Origin of the sequence: Wenyingzhuangia gilva (genome assembly GCF_030519655.1) — a bacterium.
Lineage (GTDB): Bacteria > Bacteroidota > Bacteroidia > Flavobacteriales > Flavobacteriaceae > Wenyingzhuangia > Wenyingzhuangia gilva.
The window spans coordinates 390,908-407,760 of sequence record NZ_JAUMIT010000001.1 but is presented as its reverse complement, the minus strand read 5'-3'; the positions used below and the strand labels follow the sequence as shown (position 1 = coordinate 407,760).

Below are 16,853 nucleotides of genomic sequence, written 5' to 3'. Positions count from 1 at the left end.
TACAATAAGTAAATAGGAACTACTATTTTTACCGCATGAATGGAATTGTTACAAAATCTACAGGAAGTTGGTATTCAGTAAGAACTGAAGACGGAGAAGTGCATCAATGTAGAATTCCAGGTAAGTTTAGAATGAAGGGAATTAAAAGCACCAATCCTATTGCAGTAGGGGACGAGGTGACTTTTGAATTGGAACCTAAAAAGGAAACGGGAGTTGTTAAAGAAATTCACGAACGTAAAAATTTCATCGTTCGTAAATCCGTAAACTTATCTAAACAAACACATATCATTGCTTCTAATATTGATATCGCTTTTTTAATTGTAACGCTACACAATCCAGAAACCACCACTACTTTTATTGATCGATTTTTAGCCACTGCTGAAGCGTATAGCATCAAAACTATTTTGTTGTTTAACAAAGTAGATACACATGATGAGGAAATGGATGAATTCAGAGAAGCTTTTAAATATATTTATACCAGTATTGGTTATGAATGTATTGATGTTTCTGCTACTGAAAAAATAAACATCGACCTTGTTAAAGCCTTGATGAAAGATAAAGTGAGTTTATTTGCTGGACATTCTGGAGTAGGAAAATCTACTTTGGTGAATGCTTTAGAGCCTACGTTAGATTTAAAAACCAAAGCCATTTCTGAACAACATCAGCAGGGTCAACATACTACTACTTTTGCAGAAATGTATCCCTTGTCTTTTGGAGGTTATATTATTGATACGCCTGGAATTAGAGGCTTTGGAGTGGTAGATTTTGATAAATATCAGGTTACAGATTATTTTCCTGAATTGTTTGCTTTAAAATCAGATTGTAAGTTTAACAATTGCCTTCATTTGAATGAACCTAAATGTGCAGTGAAAGATGCTTTGGAAGAAGGAAAAATAGCAGAAACTAGGTATGAAAGTTATCTTCAATTATTAAGCGAAGATGAGGAACATTATAGACAAGACGTTTTTAAATAATGAGAGTAGTTATTCAGCGAGTTAGTGAAGCATCAGTTACGATTGAGCAACAAAAAGTGGCTGAAATAGCGAAAGGATTATTGGTGTTGGTAGGAATTGTACCCGAAGATTCCCAAGAAGATATTGAATGGTTGTGTCAGAAAATTATTAAATTAAGAATATTTGGAGATGATAAAGGTTTGATGAATTTATCATTACAAGATATTGATGGAGAGGTAATTGTTGTAAGTCAGTTTACCTTACATGCCTTGACCAAAAAGGGAAATAGGCCTAGTTATATAAAAGCTGCAAGACCAGAAATTGCCATTCCACTCTACGAAAATTTTAAAAAACGTTTACAAGAACTACTTTCTAAAAAAGTTCAAAGTGGTGAGTTTGGAGCAGATATGAAAGTTGCTTTGGTAAATGATGGACCTGTAACCATTACTATGGATTCCCACAATAAAGAATAGTTATGAAAAGAATATTTACAATTTTATTACTCGTTTGCTCATTTGTATCTTTTTCACAAAATAAATACCAAGTTGAAAGACTTTCTTCTAGAATTCGCCTTTCTGGTGAAATTGTGAGAATGCAGGGAGAACAAGATTTAGGTTTTTTAGGTCATGGCTATGAAGTGTTTGGATTAATACCTAAGGCACCAAAATGGTATTTTGGTGTGAATGCTTACTCAGCTTTAACAGGAATAAGATCTGGTTTATTTGTGTTTGGAATTACAGGGGGAATTCAGAAACCTATTATTAAGGATTGGCTTTATTATGATGCGGGGCTTTTTCTAGGAGGTGGAGGAGGAAGTGGAGCACCAGACGGAGGTGGTTTAATGGTTAGGCCTCATTTTGACTTAGAAGCTTTTGTAAGTAAAAACATTTCTCTTAGAGCTGGAGTCTCATTGGTTGATTTTCCTAGTGGAGCTATTAATAGTTTTAATTTTAATGTAGGAGCCACTATTAATACCAATACTTATTTAGCTAATAATATTAATACAATTGAAAAAGGAAATACGGCTACCTTTTTTAATACCATAGAAATAAGTGCACTTTCTATGAACTTATTTAATTATAAAAAGGGACCTTTAAAAACAGATTTTACTGTTGATAAAAATGCTCCAAATATATCACTAATAGGAGCAATGATTAAAAGTGGCCATTACAATAATTTTTATGGGATTTTAAAACTAGGAGGAGCTTTTATTGGAGAAGTAGATGGTTTTATGATGCTTTTGTCTGGAGTTGGATATGAATTGCCTATAACCAATTGGTTGTCTATTGATGCCAAAGGACTTGTTGGAGGTGCAGGAGGTGGGAATGTGCAATTTGGTGGTGGTTTTGCTACTCAAATTGAAGCGGGTGTTGGATTTCGTTTCTCGGATTATTTATTTAATATAAGTTATGGAAACACCTATGCTCCTAATGGAAATTTTGAATCTAATCATTTAGATGTTTCTTTAGGGAAAAGATTTAAGCTATATAAAAATCCTGAAATTCATTCCATTGAATTGGTTGAGTCAGATAATTTAAAGAAAGAAGAATTTAGTTTTAGTACTTATAACAGGGCTTATTTTTCTGGAAATAAAAAGGATAAAAGTGGTAGAGTCTATGATGATGTTTTTAATTCTATAGGATTTGAATTAGAAAAGAAAATAAACAATCACATAAGCATTGTTGGGGCTACGGTATGGGCTTACCAAGGGAATTATGGTGCTTATGCCGAAGGTTGGTTAGGATTGCAATACTATTATCCTTTAGGTGCTTCATGGAGTGCAACGGCTAAGGGGTTAGTCGGTGCTGGTGGTGGAGGTAGTATTAATTTAGGAAGCGGATTGATTTATCAATATACTTTAGGAGTAGAAAAACAAATAAACAAGCGTTGGAGCTTTATTATGAATGCAGGTCAAGTAAGAGCTGTTAATGGTAATTTTACACCAATTTTATTAGATGCAGGAATTAAGTTAAATATCAGTCAGTTGGTAAAAAATTAATTCCAGAAATTCCAAATTAATCCTAATCTAATTGAGAGGTCTCTAGCTGGGCTGTTAGGGGTTACAAAGTAATTTCTTCCTGTTAAAGCAGCGGTTACATTCTCTACTTTAAAATAGATTCTGGTACGTCTTACTTCTCCATTTACAAAAACATCAAAAGTAGGATAGTCTCCAATTTGGGTGTTATTCTGAAGATAAAATTCATTTAACACAGGATTAAAAGCATTTGCATAATACTTGGTAAAATATTTAAAGCCAATTCCAATTTGTGCCAATAAAGGTTTTCCTTTAAAAAAGTAATCTTGGTAATATAAAGTATTTCTAGTAACAAATTCAGGGACTCTAAAAACATCGCTACCACGTGCCAATTTTTGATACATAATGGTGTTGTTCAATCTAAATTTTCCAAACTTAAACTCGTTATTTACTTTCACTTTTAAATAGTCAATAGTCTCTGTGTTTTGGCTCGCTACACTATTACTATTGTAGTACGTATAATTTTTTATTTGATGAATATAAGCATCAGCATTGATCCATTTGGTTTTAATGTTTCCATAGATAGTTCTATAAACAATGTTCTCAAAATTTTGATTCCAATTAAGGTTGCTAAAATTAGATTGATAGTACATCGTGTTTGTATTTGGAGCTGCTGTTTTTAATTGAATTCCAGCCCTAGCCAGGGTATTGTTTTTTAGTTTAAATCCGGCATTAACATGTAGGTTGCTTCCAAAGTTACCTCCGCTAATTACTTGTTCCGCATATGCGTTTAAAAAGATTCCTTTTAGTTTTCCATTCCAGTTGGCTCCTGCCGATGTATAACTAGTGGTTTTGCTTTTTGGAATAATGTTACTACCTACAATTAAAGAATTATCATAGGATTGATTAAAGTTATAAAGACTACTAAAAACTTTAAAGTTTCCTAAAATCCAAGGAGAATTGAACTTTAAATATACCTGATTTTCAGTTTCAGTAAAGTCGGTTTTATCACTAGTTCCACTATTAATGGTATCTAATCTTGTTCCATAAATATTAGGATTGTTATCAAAATATTGAGTATCACTAGAGTCAAAAGTATATTTTGATTTTTCGTAACTAATATGATGTCCTAATTTTAAGTTTGTTAAATGTTGATCTAAACTATCTTTAGAGTTTAGAATTCTGAGTTCGTGCTCATAATAATATCTGGTTGATTTTAGAAAACTTTCTGAGCTTGCTAAATTTACATTGATTCGACTTCTGGCAGAAAAGTCAGGATTGTCATTTTTGAAATTAATGACAGAACTCTCTGTTAAACCTCCATTTTCAAAATTGCTTAATTTCTGAGAAATAATGTGGGTTCTAAATTGATATCTTTTGGCAGGATTAAAATAGCTGTAGGCAAAACTAAAATTAACATGACTAACCCTAACCCTTTGATAGTCTCCTTGAGATCTTAGACCTTTGTAGTTAATTGCAACATTATTATATCTACCAAAATTAGTGGTAAATAAAGAGTTTAAATACTGTCCTGTGAATCCAGATCTATAATTTAAAATAGTTGTTGGTGTGGGAACGTGATAGTAGTTGATATCTTCAACTTTATAAAAATTATATTGTTTTGCTGTAATTCCAAGTTTTGGTGTGATTTGATTGTTAACAAAGTCATACCCTAATTTATTAAAGGTTTGTCCCATGTTTGCAAAGGCCAACCATTCAAAATCATCTTGATGTGTGTAATTATGAGCAAAATATTTTTGAATAGTTAAAGTGGTGTCTATTTGTACAGTGTCTTGGTCATAAGTAATCATTTTATAATCAACATATCTTGCACCGTACATGTTCTTAATACTATCCAAAGGAATGTCTTCAGACTTTTTTTCTTTTTGTATTTCTATGTTGGTTTCTACGATTTCATTTTCCTGAGAAAATATAGGGAACGCCGTGATAAAAAGTATCCAAAGGAAGATGTATTTTTTCATATTCAATAATTGCAAGACAAAGGTAATTTTTTTAAACGAATTAGTTTGATTAATATTGGGCAGTACAAGTATCAATATGGGATTAGCGATAAATTTTTCAGGACATATTTTAGAAGCAGGAACGGATGAAGCTGGTAGAGGTTGTTTATCGGGGCCTGTGGTAGCAGCAGCAGTTATTTTGCCAGAAAACTTTAATCATCCATTATTAAATGATTCTAAAAAATTAACGGAAAAACAACGTAAAATGTTGTTGCCAATTATAGAAAAAGAAGCGATTGCTTTTGGCGTTTCTTTTGTATATCAACAAGAGATTGATGAAATAAATATTTTACAGGCTTCTATTACCGCTATGCATCGTTCTATTGATGAATTGAGTATAAAACCAAAGTTTATTATTGTAGATGGAAATAAGTTTAGGCCTTATCAAGATATTCCTAGCGAGACCATAGTAAAAGGAGATGGAAAGTATTTGTCTATTGCAGCAGCATCAGTCTTGGCAAAAACTTATAGAGATTTTTACATGGAAAAAATTCATGAAGATTTCCCCGCTTATAATTGGAAGAAAAATAAAGGATATCCAACCAAAGAACACAGAAGGGCTATTTTAAAAATTGGAAGTTGCGAACATCACAGAAAAACTTTTAAATTATTGCCAGATGATCAGTTGAGCTTGTTTTAAGTATTGACCAATTCCCATTCAAAAAGATCTCCAAGATGTTTTAGCAATTTTTCTTGAACATCTTTAATCTCTATTTTTTTACCCAATTCCGATTGCATAGAAGTCACGGCTTTTCCTTTAATTCCACACGGGATAATATTGTCAAAATAACCTAAATCAACATTTACGTTTAAAGCAAAACCGTGCATGGTTACCCAACGACTACTGCGAACGCCCATAGCACAAATTTTTCTTGCAAAAGGAGTTCCAACATCTAGCCAAACACCGGTTTCACCTGTGCTTCTTTCAGATTTTATTCCGTATTCAGCCAAAGTTAAAATAACCGCTTCTTCTAAAAAACGAAGGTATTTGTGGATGTCCGTAAAAAAATTGTCTAAATCTATAATAGGATAACCCACAATTTGTCCAGGACCGTGATACGTAATATCGCCACCTCTATTGCTTTTGTAAAAAGTTGCTCCTTTGGCTTCTAGTTGTTTTTCGTTTAGTAATAAATTAGAAATATCTCCACTTTTTCCTAAAGTGTACACGTGTGGATGTTCTACAAACAAGAAATAATTTTTAGTAGGAACTTCAGTATCATTTCTGCGATTGTCCATTTTAGATTGGATAATTTCTTGAAACAATTGGTCTTGATAATCCCAAGTTTCTTTGTATCCTTTTTTACCAATGTTTTGGTAGATTACTTTTTTATTTAAATGTGACTTCAAATTCTAATAAATATGGATTTAGCGTTAAGGTATCCATAGGATAGCTTATTTCTAAAGTTTTATAATCATCACTAATAATGGCATCTTTATTAGTAACTTTTTTTATTTTTCTATCAAAATGATATACCAGCTTGTAATTGATACCGCTAAAAAATAGTTTGCTGCTTTTTACGTAAGCTTGGTATTTATTTTCATCTTCTTCAGATAGTTTTTTCTCAATTACAAATCTCTTAAATTTTTTTCTTTTAAAGTCAAAACCTGTATTGTATTTAATGGGGTTCTTAGTTGCTTTATTTTTTTTGTCAATAGACGAAGCTTTTTGCATTAACTCCTCAAATTGACCCATTTTACTGATGTCCTTAAATTGATTAGATATAGCCATCATTCCAATTTCTTTTTCTGGATCGATGTTCATTCGCATACTATAACTCTTTAGCTGATGAATGATTTTTTGATCTTCGGGACTTAACAAATCAATACTATCTTTCTTTTGATTTATAATATCTTTAAAATAAATAATAGTATCTGTTTTCTTACCTATATTAATTTTGTTTTTGGAATTATTATTCACAAAACCTTTCATGGTAGAAAGTTGATTTCCGTAGTCAATTACAAAGTTTATGTTTCCACTTCCATCATTGTGTAAATATATTTCTTCTTGTATTTCACAACTGATAAGTAATATGGCTGTAACGAATAATAACAATAATTTTTTCATAGTGATAATCAATTTTTTTCTTTCTTTAAAAGTAGTGAAAGAATGTTTAATTTAGCATTAAAATTAAAAAGGATGTCTATTAAGGTAGTTCATGTTTCTAAAAAGTACGGCGAACAGATTGCTGTAAATAATTTAGATTTTGAGATTAACAAAGGAGAAATTGTTGGGTTTTTAGGACCCAATGGAGCAGGAAAATCTACCTTAATGAAAATGTTAACAGGATTTTTAACTCCTACAGAAGGTGTACTTTATATTAATGATATTCCTGTAATTCCTAACCAAAAACAAACCAACAAACATATAGGGTATTTGCCAGAACACAACCCGCTTTATAAAGAAATGTTTGTGAAAGAATATTTAAGATTTATTGCAGATATTCATAAGGTTGATAAAAGTGAAATAGACAAAGTAGTTCTTCAAACAGGATTGAATTCAGAAGCATCTAAAAAAATACATCAATTATCTAAAGGATATCAACAAAGAGTTGGATTGGCAGCCGCTTTAATTCACAACCCAGAAGTGTTGATTTTAGATGAACCTACTACTGGTTTAGACCCGAATCAAATTCTTGAAATAAGAGCGTTGATTAAAGAAATTGGGAAAGAAAAAACCGTATTGTTTTCTACACATATCATGCAAGAAGTAGAAGCCGTTTGTGATAGGGTAATCATCATTAACAAAGGAAATCTAAAAGTAGATGAAAAATTATCAACCTTAAAAGCAGGGCAGCAACAAATCATTCAAGTAGAATTTGATTTTAAAATTGAAGAACAATTCATCAAACAAATTTCGAATCTAGTTTCTTGGGTAAATTACCATGATAATGAATGGGAACTGACCTTTAACACTCAAGAAGATCAACGTGCTGCTATTTTTGATTTTGCACAAGAACAAGGATTAAAAATATTGCAGATGAATACTAAAAATAAAACCTTAGAAACTTTGTTTAAAGAAGTTACTGCCTAGTAATTATTTAATTAACTCTAAGCTAATAGGATATTTATATAATTGACCACCACTTGCATTAATAGCAGCAATTACCACAAAAATAATTGATAATACACCAAGTATAATGGCTAAAGGAACCATAATAAAAGCTCCTATACCAAAAGTAAATAAAGCAAAAAGGAATCCTCCTGCACCAATAATTAGCATGGTTAGTTGAAAATTTAATGCCGATTTTCCATGTTCGTTTATAAATTGACTTTCATCTTTTTTTAATAACCATATCAGCAACGGAATTACAATAGGTAAAAATCCACTTAAGAATATTGATAAATGTATAATTATGGCTAACGTTTTTTCTGTGCGTGTATCTATCATAACTTTATTTTTTTGAATTTTATTTGTGTATCTTTTCCTTAGAGATAAATATACTATGAAACTTACTGTAAAACAATTTAATAGATTTATTTTATACAAACTACCAGCAGCATATCTTTGTGGAGTACGCTTGGTAGATTTGAACAATGATAGTGCTGTGGCTAAAGTTAGATTCAAGTGGATCAATCAAAATCCTTTTAAGTCTATTTACTTTGCAGTATTGGCCATGGCCGCAGAATTGTCTACAGGAGTATTGGTGTTAAAACAAACTCAAGAAAGTAAACTCCGATTTTCTACTTTGGTGGTAAGAATGAATGCCCAGTTTTTAAAAAAAGCGGTTGGGCTTATTCGTTTTACTTGTATTGATGGAGCTGACATTCAAAAACACATTTATACTGCCATGGAAACCAAAGAAGGAGTTGCCTTTACTTTAGAGAGCATTGGTGTTGATGAAATGGGTGATGAAGTTGCTAGATTTGAGTTTTCTTGGAGTATTAAAATTAAAGAGTAGCGTCTAATTCTTTTTTAAGTAACAATCCGTATTTACTTTCTTTTACTTCTGGAGTTAAAGCATCGTAAATTTGTTTTTTTAATTTAGGCGTTGCATTGTCCATTCTAGTCACCGCAATATAGGCAGCAATAATATCACTACTGTGATTAATGGCATAGTTTGCAGAGAACAAATAAATACGCTTTAAATTATTATTGTATTTATTATCTAACGCTTCAAGTTTATCTAATTCACCACTTTTTTGTGCAATGAATCTTTCTTTGATAAGGTCTAAATTTTGATATTGAATTTGTTTGGTGTAACTATCGTGTTCTTTTAACAAATCTTGTTGTGGAGATCCTGTGATTTTTGCATTTGAAATAAATTTATTCAAATCTGTTTCAATATTCATTTGTCCTGGTTCCCCAAAAAACAATATTTTCTTTGTCATAGATTTATCAAGAGAAATAGAGAAAAGATCACCTTCTTCAATATTTTCAGAAAAAGAAAAATTTTCTAATCCATTATCAACGTAAACAGAATCTAGCACTTGAGTAGTGTCAATATCAATTTTTTCTAGATAGATAGTTCCTTTTTTTAAGCCTACTATTTTTCCTTGAATATTAAAATTTCCGTTTTTGCTTTTTGAACAACTAACGAACAAGACAGCACATACTGTTAGATAAAGAAAATTTTTCATAATGATAAAATAAATAACCCCACTACAAGAGAGTAGTGGGGTTACAAATATATCTATTTGATTATGATTTACAAATACTTATTTTAAGAAGTCAGCTAATGGACTAAAGTAAATATATGTCAACACAACAATAATCACTACCATGATACTTACTGGTTTTAGATATTTCCAAGGAGTGATGTCTACTTGTTCAGTGTATTCTTGTACAAAGTCAGTACCTCTTGGTTTAAGTTTACCAATAATCAACATAATAATAATGTTCAATACAAAAAGAATAGCCATTACGTGTAAAAAGTGAGGATAAGTACCACCCGATTCAACAACCATTGGTTTTAATACGAATTGACTAATTGTATAAAGAACAACTCCGGAAATTAATCCTACTTTAGCAGCAATTGCAGGAACACGTTTGGTAACATATCCTACCACAATAATAGTAAAGATTGGAATAGAATAACATCCGTTAATTTCTTGTAAATAGTTGAATAAACCTCCTTTTGCGTAAATTAAGAAAGGAGCAATACAAACCCCTCCAATAGCTAAAAACACTCCAAAAGTTTGTCCCATTTTAACCACTTTAGCTTCTGAAGCTTCTGTGTTGATATGAGCTTTGTAAATATCTAGTCCAAAAATTGTTACTGATGAGTTTAAAGCTCCGTTAAAAGAACTTAAGATGGCTCCAAATAAAACAGCAGCAAAGAAACCAACCATTCCGGCAGGTAATACTTGTTTTACTAATAATGGATAGGCTTGATCTTTATAGATACTGTTTCCTCCTTCAAAAAACGTGAAAGATTCAGGGTGTTGAGACATGTAAAAAGCAATAATTCCAGGTAAAACCAACATTAAAGGTCCTAATATTTTTAAGAAAGATGCAATCAACAATCCTTTTTGTCCTTCTGCTAAGTTTTTAGCACCTAATGCTCTTTGAATAATTGCTTGGTTTGTTCCCCAATAGAACATTTGCACCAACATTAAACCTGTAAAGATTGTTGCAAAAGGCACTGATGCTGTTGAGCTACCTATAGCGTTAAATTTTCCTGGGAATTCAGTGAATAAGTTATCTATTCCTGCCATTGCAGAACCATCACCAATTGCGATCAATCCAAATAAAGGAATTGCCAATCCACCCACTAATAATCCAATAGCGTTGATAGAGTCTGATACTGCGACAGCTTTTAATCCACCAAAAACAGCATAAATGACTCCAATAAAAGCAATAGAAATTACCGTAGGCCATAAAGCGATAAAGTCATATTCTCTTTGTAAATCTAATAATTCAGTAGGGTTTAAAGTACTTGCTACATCAGCAGGAATCACTAATCCTAAAGCAGTAGGTACATCAAACATAGTATTTACAGCCAAAGCTCCAGAATATAGTACAATGGGTAATAACACCACTACATAACCACTTAAGAACAATCCTGAAACCCAAGTTTTGGTCATTTTATCATACCTGTTTTCTAAAAATTGAGGAACTGTTGTGATTCCACCTTTTAAATATCTAGGTAATAAAAACATTGCTGTAAGAACCATAGCAATAGCAGCTAAGGTTTCCCAAGCCATTACTACAACTCCTTCTTCAAAGGCAGCTCCGTTTAATCCTACAATTTGTTCTGTAGATAAGTTGGTTAATAATAAAGACCCTGCAATTACAGGTCCTGTTAAACTTCTACCTCCCAAAAAATATCCGTCGGAAGAATTTACATTTTTTCTAGTTGCAAGCCATGCGATTAGCGCTACTAAGAGGGTAAAGCCCAAAAATGAAGCTATTGATAAAATCATATTAGATTAATTATTAAATTAAGTTTTTTTACGGACGGCAAATTAGTGATTTTAAGATTCCTAATATTGGGTATTAGATCTTTTTTTGCAGTTTTGATTAAAAACAGACCAAAAAAGTTATTTTTTACTACCAGTGGGTATTCTTAAATAACAAAATCCTAAATAAAGTTTTTAATAGCTTTGGCTACACCGTCTCTTTTGTTGGTGTCTGATACGGCATCAGAAATTAACAAAACTTCTTCTTTTGCGTTTCCAACTGCCACACCTAATTTTACCGCTTCTAACATTTCAATGTCATTATAATTGTCTCCAAAAGCAATACAGTTTTCAAGAGTTAAGTGAGGGTATTTACAAGACAATAATTCATTAATACCAGTAAGTTTTGAAATATCTTTATTGGCAATTTCTATATAAGTATCTTTAGATCTGTATAAGTGTAATTTGTCACCGTGAAGTTTTCCTAATTCAGCATACAAATAATCCATGTGTTTTTTATCTCCCATACACATAACTTTATGTGCTCCTTTTTGTTCACTAATCCATAAATCAATTACGTCTTTTGTGGGTTTTACAATAGGAGTTACTTTGGTATTGTTTTCTTCTCTTTTTGCCCAAAAATCCATTTCTGGAACATACCAGTCGTTGTGGTTATACAAGCTAATATGAAACTTACCATCTTTGTTTATTTCAAGAATATCTTCTAAAATGGTTGGAGCAATAGAAATGTCATCTACAACTTCTCCATCTACTAAAACCAAACCACCATTGTAACAAATAAGAGGTAAGCCCTCAATATTTAGGTCTTTTTGAATATGAGTCATCGCACTTGGCATACGAGAGGAGATTAAAATAAAAGGGATATTTTGCTCAGTAATTCGAGCTACTTGCTCTTTTAACATTTCAGAAACTTCACGTTCTGAATTTAATAAAGTTCCATCAATGTCTGTAAATGCTATTTTGATATCCATAGGTTGTATTATTTGAGTTCTAACAAAAATAACTTTTTGAATGAATAATTGATGATGAAAACCAAATAAAGAAGATTTGAGAGATAAAAAAACAGCCTTTATCAAAATTTTGATAAAGGCTGTTTAGGTATATTTAGGTTTTGTTAATCAAATATTATTTGATCAACTCATAACTACGTTTGATAAATTTGGTTAACTCTTCACCATGTAATAAGTTTTGAGATAATTTAGCCAAATCAAAAGCTTGAGAAATCAATCCTTTTTGCTTTTCTTCATCGGCATTTAAAATTTCTGAAACCAATTCGTTGTTTGTGTTTACTACCAAGTTGTACATTTCTGGCATGTTTTCCATTCCAAACATTCCACCTCCTCCAGTAGCGCTCATTTCTTTCATTCTACGCATAAATTCTGGTACGGTAATAATGAACGGAGAAGCGTTAGAATCCATTGCTTCTAATTGAACTGTATAGTTTTCTTTAGGAACAGCAGCTTCAATAATTGGCTTTAATTTGTCCTTTTCTTCATCAGATAATTTAGAAATTACATTGTCTTCTTTCTTGATTAAATTATCAATATGATCAGCATCTACACGTACAAAAGTTATGTTTTCGTTAGTAGATTCTAATTTTTGAATTAGGTGAGAAACAATAGGAGAGTCTAATAATAATACTTTGTATCCTTTGTCGTTAGCAGATTGAATAAAACTGTGTTGTGCTTGTTTGTTTGCACTGTATAAAATAACTAGTTTACCATCTTTGTCAGTCTGAGCATCTTTAAATTGCTCTTTAATTTCATCAATAGTAACATATTCTCCATCAGTAGTTGGGTACAAAGCAAATTTGTTTGCTTTCTCAAAGAATTTCTCGTCAGATAACATTCCGTACTCAATAATTACTTTGATATCATCCCAATATCCTTCAAAAGCTTTTCTGTCTTTTTTGTAGATAGAACTTAACTTATCTGCAATTTTTTTAGTGATGTAACCAGAAATCTTTTTAACTGCACCATCTGCTTGTAAGTAAGAACGAGATACGTTTAATGGAATGTCTGGAGAATCAATTACCCCTTTAAGCATTTGCAAGAAATCAGGAACAATTCCTTCTACATTGTCAGTAACAAAAACTTGGTTTTGGTATAATTGAATTTTATCCTTTTGCATATCCATGTTTTTAGACAACTTAGGGAAGTATAAAATACCTGTTAAGTTAAATGGATAATCAACATTTAAGTGAATGTTAAACAATGGTTCTTCAAATTGCATTGGATACAATTCACGATAAAAGTTTTTATAATCATCGGCTTCTAAATCTGATGGCTTTTTAGTCCAAGCAGGATTTGTGTTGTTAATGATATTATCAACTTCTATTTGTTTGTGAGGTTCTTTTTCTTCAGTACCGTCTTCTTTTTTAGTAACTTTTGGTTCAAAGTTAGGGTCGTTTATTTTTTTAGTTCCAAATTTAATTGGCACTTGGTTAAAACGATTGTACTTGGTTAATAAACCAGAAATTTTAGATTCTTCTAGGAATTCAGTTGAGTCCTCAGCAATGTGTAAAATAATTTCAGTTCCTCTTTCTGATTTTTCTACAACTTCTAAATCGTAGTTTGGAGAACCATCACAAGACCATTTTACTGCTGGAGCATCTTTATAAGATTTTGTAATTAACTCTACTTTGCTTGCTACCATAAAAGCAGAATAGAATCCCAATCCAAAGTGACCAATAATTCCAGAGTCTTCTACTTTATCCTTGTATTTTTCAATAAATTCTTCGGCTCCAGAAAAGGCAATTTGGTTGATGTATTTTTCAACTTCTTCTTCTGTCATTCCTAACCCTTGATCGATAATATGAAGTTTTTTACCTTCTTTATCAATCTTTACTTCTAGTTTAGCGTCTCCTAATTCAACCCCTTCAGCTTCACCAATGGTGATTAAGTGTTGTAACTTTAAAGTTGCATCTGTTCCGTTAGAAATTAATTCACGTAAAAAGATTTCGTGGTCGGAGTATAAGAATTTTTTAATTAATGGAAAGATGTTTTCTACCGATACATTAATGTTTCCTTTAGCCATAATAAATATATTTATGTTAATTGTTTAAAATCTGTGTTATGCTTTAAACAAATAGAGTACCAAAAGAATAAAAATGACAGGTTGTCAGTGGTTAGAACATGTCTCCACCACCATCGCCTTCTTGACCTTGTTGTCCTCTATCATTTTCTTTTTCTTTAGATTTAATACCAAAGTTGTATACAAAACCTAATGTAATTCTACGACTTTCCCATTTAAATTCACCGTCTTGCTCAAAAGGAGCATCAGAATTAAATCGGAATCCAAAAGTGTTAAAAATATCAGAAACACCTAAAGAAATAGTTCCTTTGTCTTTTAATACTTTATAACTAGCTCCTGTGTTTACCATATGCATTGGTTCACGAACTCTTTGTAAGCTTTCGCTAGCTCCACGGTACATGGTAGATAATTGAAAAGTTAATTTATCACTTGCAGTAAAAGTATTACTTATTCTAAAATTAAAACGATTGTTGGTAACACTTCTGTTTTCTCCTGCTACAAATCCTCTAATTTCTCTAGTGTAAAAATCGGTACTAGCATTTAATCGCCACCAGTTTTGAATTCGTAAATAGGATGCCAATTCAAATCCATAGCTATTCGTATCATCAAAATTATCGTAAGACATAATAGCTCTTTCTGGCATGGTTGGGTCTACAGAAATAGTTCTACTAATATTGTCTTTGGTGTTTCTGTAAAAGGCAGTTGCTGAAACATTTCCGATTCCAACCTCACGATTGTATCTTACTTCTAAAGAATTGGTAAACTCTTGTTTTAAATTTGGATTTCCTCTAGAAGTTGTTAAAGGTGTTCCCCAGCTACGAATAGGGGTTACTTGCCTAATAGAAGGTCTATCTACTCTTCTAGAATAACTAAATTGAATTTGGTTGTCTTTGTTCAGTTCATAAGTAGCAAAAAAAGATGGATATAAAGAGTTTATTTTTTGATTGATACTACTATCTTGGTTGTCTACATCAGTATGGAAATCTCCATCAATATGATATGATTCTGCTCTTAAACCAGCTTGAACTCCTAATTTTTCAAATTGTTGTTTGTAATTAAAATAAGCTGAGTATATTTTTCTTCCATAAGTAAAGTTAGATAAATCTCTTGATACAGGATCTCCATCAATATTGTTTACTTCTTGAGTAGAAAAGTTTTCATTATCAGTGTTTTCTTCTCTATAGGCCAAACCTGTTTCAATATAGCTTTCTTCAGCAAAAGGAAGGGTGTAGTCTAAGTTGATTAAAGTAAGATTGTTTTTGTTAGAAATATCTTCGGTGTAATTTGTGCTATTATCATTTGTGTTTAGGCTGTTTGACCATTGACTGTCTTCTGGTTGGGTACGGTCACTGTACATAGCTTCTAAACTTAACTCATGATCTTTGTTTTCTCCAAACTGTTGATGTAATTCTGCATTATAAGTTTGATTATATGGTTTTCTTGTAAAAGCAAATATATTATTACTGGTTGGGGTTGAATTTTTAGTTTCAGAAATAATAGTATTGTTTCTGTAGTCTAAATCCACAAAACTTTGCGTGGTAGAAACTCCAATAGTTGTTTTTTCGGCTAAATCTATATCTACACCAACTTTAAAAAGTTGATTTAAGAAATCATCATTTCCGTTAATGTCTTGATAATTTGTAGACTCATCTGGGTTAACACGATCTAATTTTCCAAAGGTATTTTTCTTACCCCCATTGATGTTGTAATTTCCGTAATAATTTACATTCTTGGTTTTGTAGTTAAGGTTTACACCACCTGTATGTCTAAAGTTTCTACCGTATTGAGTGTTTGCATTTACACTACCATTAATTCCCTGCCTGGTGTTTTTTACCAATTCAATATTAATAATTCCACTATTTCCTTCTGGATTATATTTAGCAGATGGATTGGTAATTAATTCAATACTTTTAATAGCATTAGATGGAATTTGTTGTAATAATTGATCTGTAGGAATATTGGTTGGTTTTCCATCTATTAATACTCTAACATTCGTGTTTCCTCTTAAAGAAAGTTCTCCAGTTTGTTGATCTACAGAAACAGATTGCACATTGTTTAATACCGATGAAGCATCTGTACCAACAGAAGTTAAATCTTTACCAACATTAATAACCAATCTGTCAATTTTTTGAGTTACAGTTGAGGTTTCAGCTCTAAGAACCACAGCATCTAAAGCTTCAACATTTTCTTCTAAAAATATTTTTTTTAGATCAACATAATTTTTTCCGTTAAACTCAATGGTTTTATTGATGGTTTTATAACCAATGGCTTCAATGGTTAAATTATAGGTTTTGTTACTAAGGTTTTGAAGATTAAATGCTCCTGATTCATCAGATAAATTGGTTTTAATTTCATTTCCATTTTTTGCATATACGGTTACATATGGAACGGGTTCTTTGGTGTTTTTGTTGATGATAACACCTGAAATAAAATTTTTATCGGTTTGTGAAAAGGCAATTTGTGTAAATAGGGTAAGTAATAATAAAATTCTATTCATGTTGATTATTT

15 protein-coding genes are annotated in these 16,853 nt (G+C 31.5%); 6 read left to right on the top strand and 9 right to left on the bottom strand.

Going from position 1 to position 16,853, the window contains the following annotated elements; translation table 11 throughout:
* The first annotated feature begins 35 nt into the window (after positions 1–35).
* Genes rsgA through QVZ41_RS01935 form a run of 3 tightly spaced genes read left to right on the top strand, consistent with a single transcriptional unit; the run spans position 36 to position 2,952 of the window.
* Positions 36–974, top strand: a complete 939-nt coding sequence (rsgA, locus tag QVZ41_RS01945; protein WP_302882861.1) for a ribosome small subunit-dependent GTPase A — start codon at positions 36–38, stop codon at positions 972–974.
* Positions 974–1,426 (top strand): D-aminoacyl-tRNA deacylase, encoded by a 453-nt coding sequence (gene dtd, locus QVZ41_RS01940; protein ID WP_302882860.1) that lies wholly within the window; start codon positions 974–976, stop codon positions 1,424–1,426. The genes rsgA and dtd overlap by 1 nt, the downstream gene beginning before the upstream one ends.
* A 2-nt stretch (positions 1,427–1,428) precedes the next feature.
* On the top strand, positions 1,429–2,952 hold the full coding sequence (locus QVZ41_RS01935) for a hypothetical protein (RefSeq protein ID WP_302882859.1): 1,524 nt from the start codon (positions 1,429–1,431) through the stop codon (positions 2,950–2,952).
* On the opposite strand, the gene QVZ41_RS01930 is transcribed toward QVZ41_RS01935, so the two are convergent.
* Positions 2,949–4,910, bottom strand: coding sequence for a putative porin (locus tag QVZ41_RS01930; protein WP_302882858.1), 1,962 nt, complete (start codon positions 4,908–4,910; stop codon positions 2,949–2,951). The genes QVZ41_RS01935 and QVZ41_RS01930 overlap by 4 nt on opposite strands.
* Before the next feature lie 76 nt (positions 4,911–4,986).
* Between QVZ41_RS01930 and QVZ41_RS01925 the strand changes: the two genes are divergently transcribed.
* Positions 4,987–5,589, top strand: coding sequence for a ribonuclease HII (locus QVZ41_RS01925; protein WP_302882857.1), 603 nt, complete (start codon positions 4,987–4,989; stop codon positions 5,587–5,589).
* Here QVZ41_RS01925 and lipB read toward each other — a convergent pair.
* Together lipB and QVZ41_RS01915 are read right to left on the bottom strand one after the other, a co-directional pair.
* Positions 5,586–6,299, bottom strand: coding sequence for a lipoyl(octanoyl) transferase LipB (lipB, locus tag QVZ41_RS01920; protein ID WP_302882856.1), 714 nt, complete (start codon positions 6,297–6,299; stop codon positions 5,586–5,588). The two genes, QVZ41_RS01925 and lipB, sit on opposite strands and share 4 nt — an antisense overlap.
* Positions 6,280–7,017, bottom strand: coding sequence for a hypothetical protein (locus QVZ41_RS01915; protein WP_302882855.1), 738 nt, complete (start codon positions 7,015–7,017; stop codon positions 6,280–6,282). The genes lipB and QVZ41_RS01915 overlap by 20 nt, the downstream gene beginning before the upstream one ends.
* 72 nt (positions 7,018–7,089) lie before the next feature.
* Between QVZ41_RS01915 and gldA the strand changes: the two genes are divergently transcribed.
* Complete coding sequence (gene gldA, locus QVZ41_RS01910) at positions 7,090–7,983, top strand: gliding motility-associated ABC transporter ATP-binding subunit GldA (protein WP_302882853.1); 894 nt, start codon at positions 7,090–7,092, stop codon at positions 7,981–7,983.
* A 3-nt stretch (positions 7,984–7,986) separates the two neighbouring features.
* On the opposite strand, the gene QVZ41_RS01905 is transcribed toward gldA, so the two are convergent.
* Positions 7,987–8,340 (bottom strand): DUF4870 domain-containing protein, encoded by a 354-nt coding sequence (locus QVZ41_RS01905; protein WP_302882852.1) that lies wholly within the window; start codon positions 8,338–8,340, stop codon positions 7,987–7,989.
* Between the two features lie 55 nt (positions 8,341–8,395).
* On the opposite strand from QVZ41_RS01905, the gene QVZ41_RS01900 reads away from it, so the two are divergent.
* Positions 8,396–8,851, top strand: a complete 456-nt coding sequence (locus tag QVZ41_RS01900) for a DUF4442 domain-containing protein (protein WP_302882851.1) — start codon at positions 8,396–8,398, stop codon at positions 8,849–8,851.
* Here the strand turns inward: QVZ41_RS01900 and QVZ41_RS01895 are convergent.
* From QVZ41_RS01895 to QVZ41_RS01875, 5 genes are all read right to left on the bottom strand, one after another.
* A complete protein-coding gene (locus tag QVZ41_RS01895) occupies positions 8,841–9,530 on the bottom strand; it encodes a DUF4369 domain-containing protein (RefSeq protein WP_302882850.1) in 690 nt (229 codons plus the stop codon). The genes QVZ41_RS01900 and QVZ41_RS01895 overlap by 11 nt on opposite strands.
* Before the next feature lie 78 nt (positions 9,531–9,608).
* The gene (locus tag QVZ41_RS01890; protein ID WP_302882849.1) at positions 9,609–11,315 is read right to left on the bottom strand and encodes a solute:sodium symporter family transporter; all 1,707 of its coding nucleotides are present in this window, start codon (positions 11,313–11,315) and stop codon (positions 9,609–9,611) included.
* Between the two features lie 158 nt (positions 11,316–11,473).
* Positions 11,474–12,283: an HAD family hydrolase gene (locus QVZ41_RS01885; protein ID WP_302882848.1), complete on the bottom strand. Its 810-nt coding sequence runs from the start codon at positions 12,281–12,283 to the stop codon at positions 11,474–11,476.
* Positions 12,284–12,437: 154 nt separating this feature from the next.
* A complete protein-coding gene (gene htpG, locus QVZ41_RS01880) occupies positions 12,438–14,348 on the bottom strand; it encodes a molecular chaperone HtpG (RefSeq protein ID WP_302882847.1) in 1,911 nt (636 codons plus the stop codon).
* Between the two features lie 91 nt (positions 14,349–14,439).
* Entirely contained in the window at positions 14,440–16,842 is a 2,403-nt protein-coding gene (locus QVZ41_RS01875; protein WP_302882846.1) for a TonB-dependent receptor, read from the bottom strand.
* Between the last annotated feature and the right edge of the window lie 11 nt (positions 16,843–16,853).

Excerpts from the sequence above, each read along its gene's own strand:
- QVZ41_RS01895 (WP_302882850.1), bottom strand. The coding sequence starts at position 9,530 with ATGAAAAATTTTCTTTATCTAACAGTATGTGCTGTCTTGTTCGTTAGT.
- QVZ41_RS01890 (WP_302882849.1), bottom strand. The coding sequence starts at position 11,315 with ATGATTTTATCAATAGCTTCATTTTTGGGCTTTACCCTCTTAGTAGCG.
- gldA (WP_302882853.1), top strand. The coding sequence starts at position 7,090 with ATGTCTATTAAGGTAGTTCATGTTTCTAAAAAGTACGGCGAACAGATT.
- htpG (WP_302882847.1), bottom strand. The coding sequence starts at position 14,348 with ATGGCTAAAGGAAACATTAATGTATCGGTAGAAAACATCTTTCCATTA.
- QVZ41_RS01935 (WP_302882859.1), top strand. The coding sequence starts at position 1,429 with ATGAAAAGAATATTTACAATTTTATTACTCGTTTGCTCATTTGTATCT.
- QVZ41_RS01925 (WP_302882857.1), top strand. The coding sequence starts at position 4,987 with ATGGGATTAGCGATAAATTTTTCAGGACATATTTTAGAAGCAGGAACG.
- dtd (WP_302882860.1), top strand. The coding sequence starts at position 974 with ATGAGAGTAGTTATTCAGCGAGTTAGTGAAGCATCAGTTACGATTGAG.
- QVZ41_RS01905 (WP_302882852.1), bottom strand. The coding sequence starts at position 8,340 with ATGATAGATACACGCACAGAAAAAACGTTAGCCATAATTATACATTTA.
- QVZ41_RS01915 (WP_302882855.1), bottom strand. The coding sequence starts at position 7,017 with ATGAAAAAATTATTGTTATTATTCGTTACAGCCATATTACTTATCAGT.
- QVZ41_RS01930 (WP_302882858.1), bottom strand. The coding sequence starts at position 4,910 with ATGAAAAAATACATCTTCCTTTGGATACTTTTTATCACGGCGTTCCCT.
- rsgA (WP_302882861.1), top strand. The coding sequence starts at position 36 with ATGAATGGAATTGTTACAAAATCTACAGGAAGTTGGTATTCAGTAAGA.
- QVZ41_RS01885 (WP_302882848.1), bottom strand. The coding sequence starts at position 12,283 with ATGGATATCAAAATAGCATTTACAGACATTGATGGAACTTTATTAAAT.
- QVZ41_RS01875 (WP_302882846.1), bottom strand. The coding sequence starts at position 16,842 with ATGAATAGAATTTTATTATTACTTACCCTATTTACACAAATTGCCTTT.
- QVZ41_RS01900 (WP_302882851.1), top strand. The coding sequence starts at position 8,396 with ATGAAACTTACTGTAAAACAATTTAATAGATTTATTTTATACAAACTA.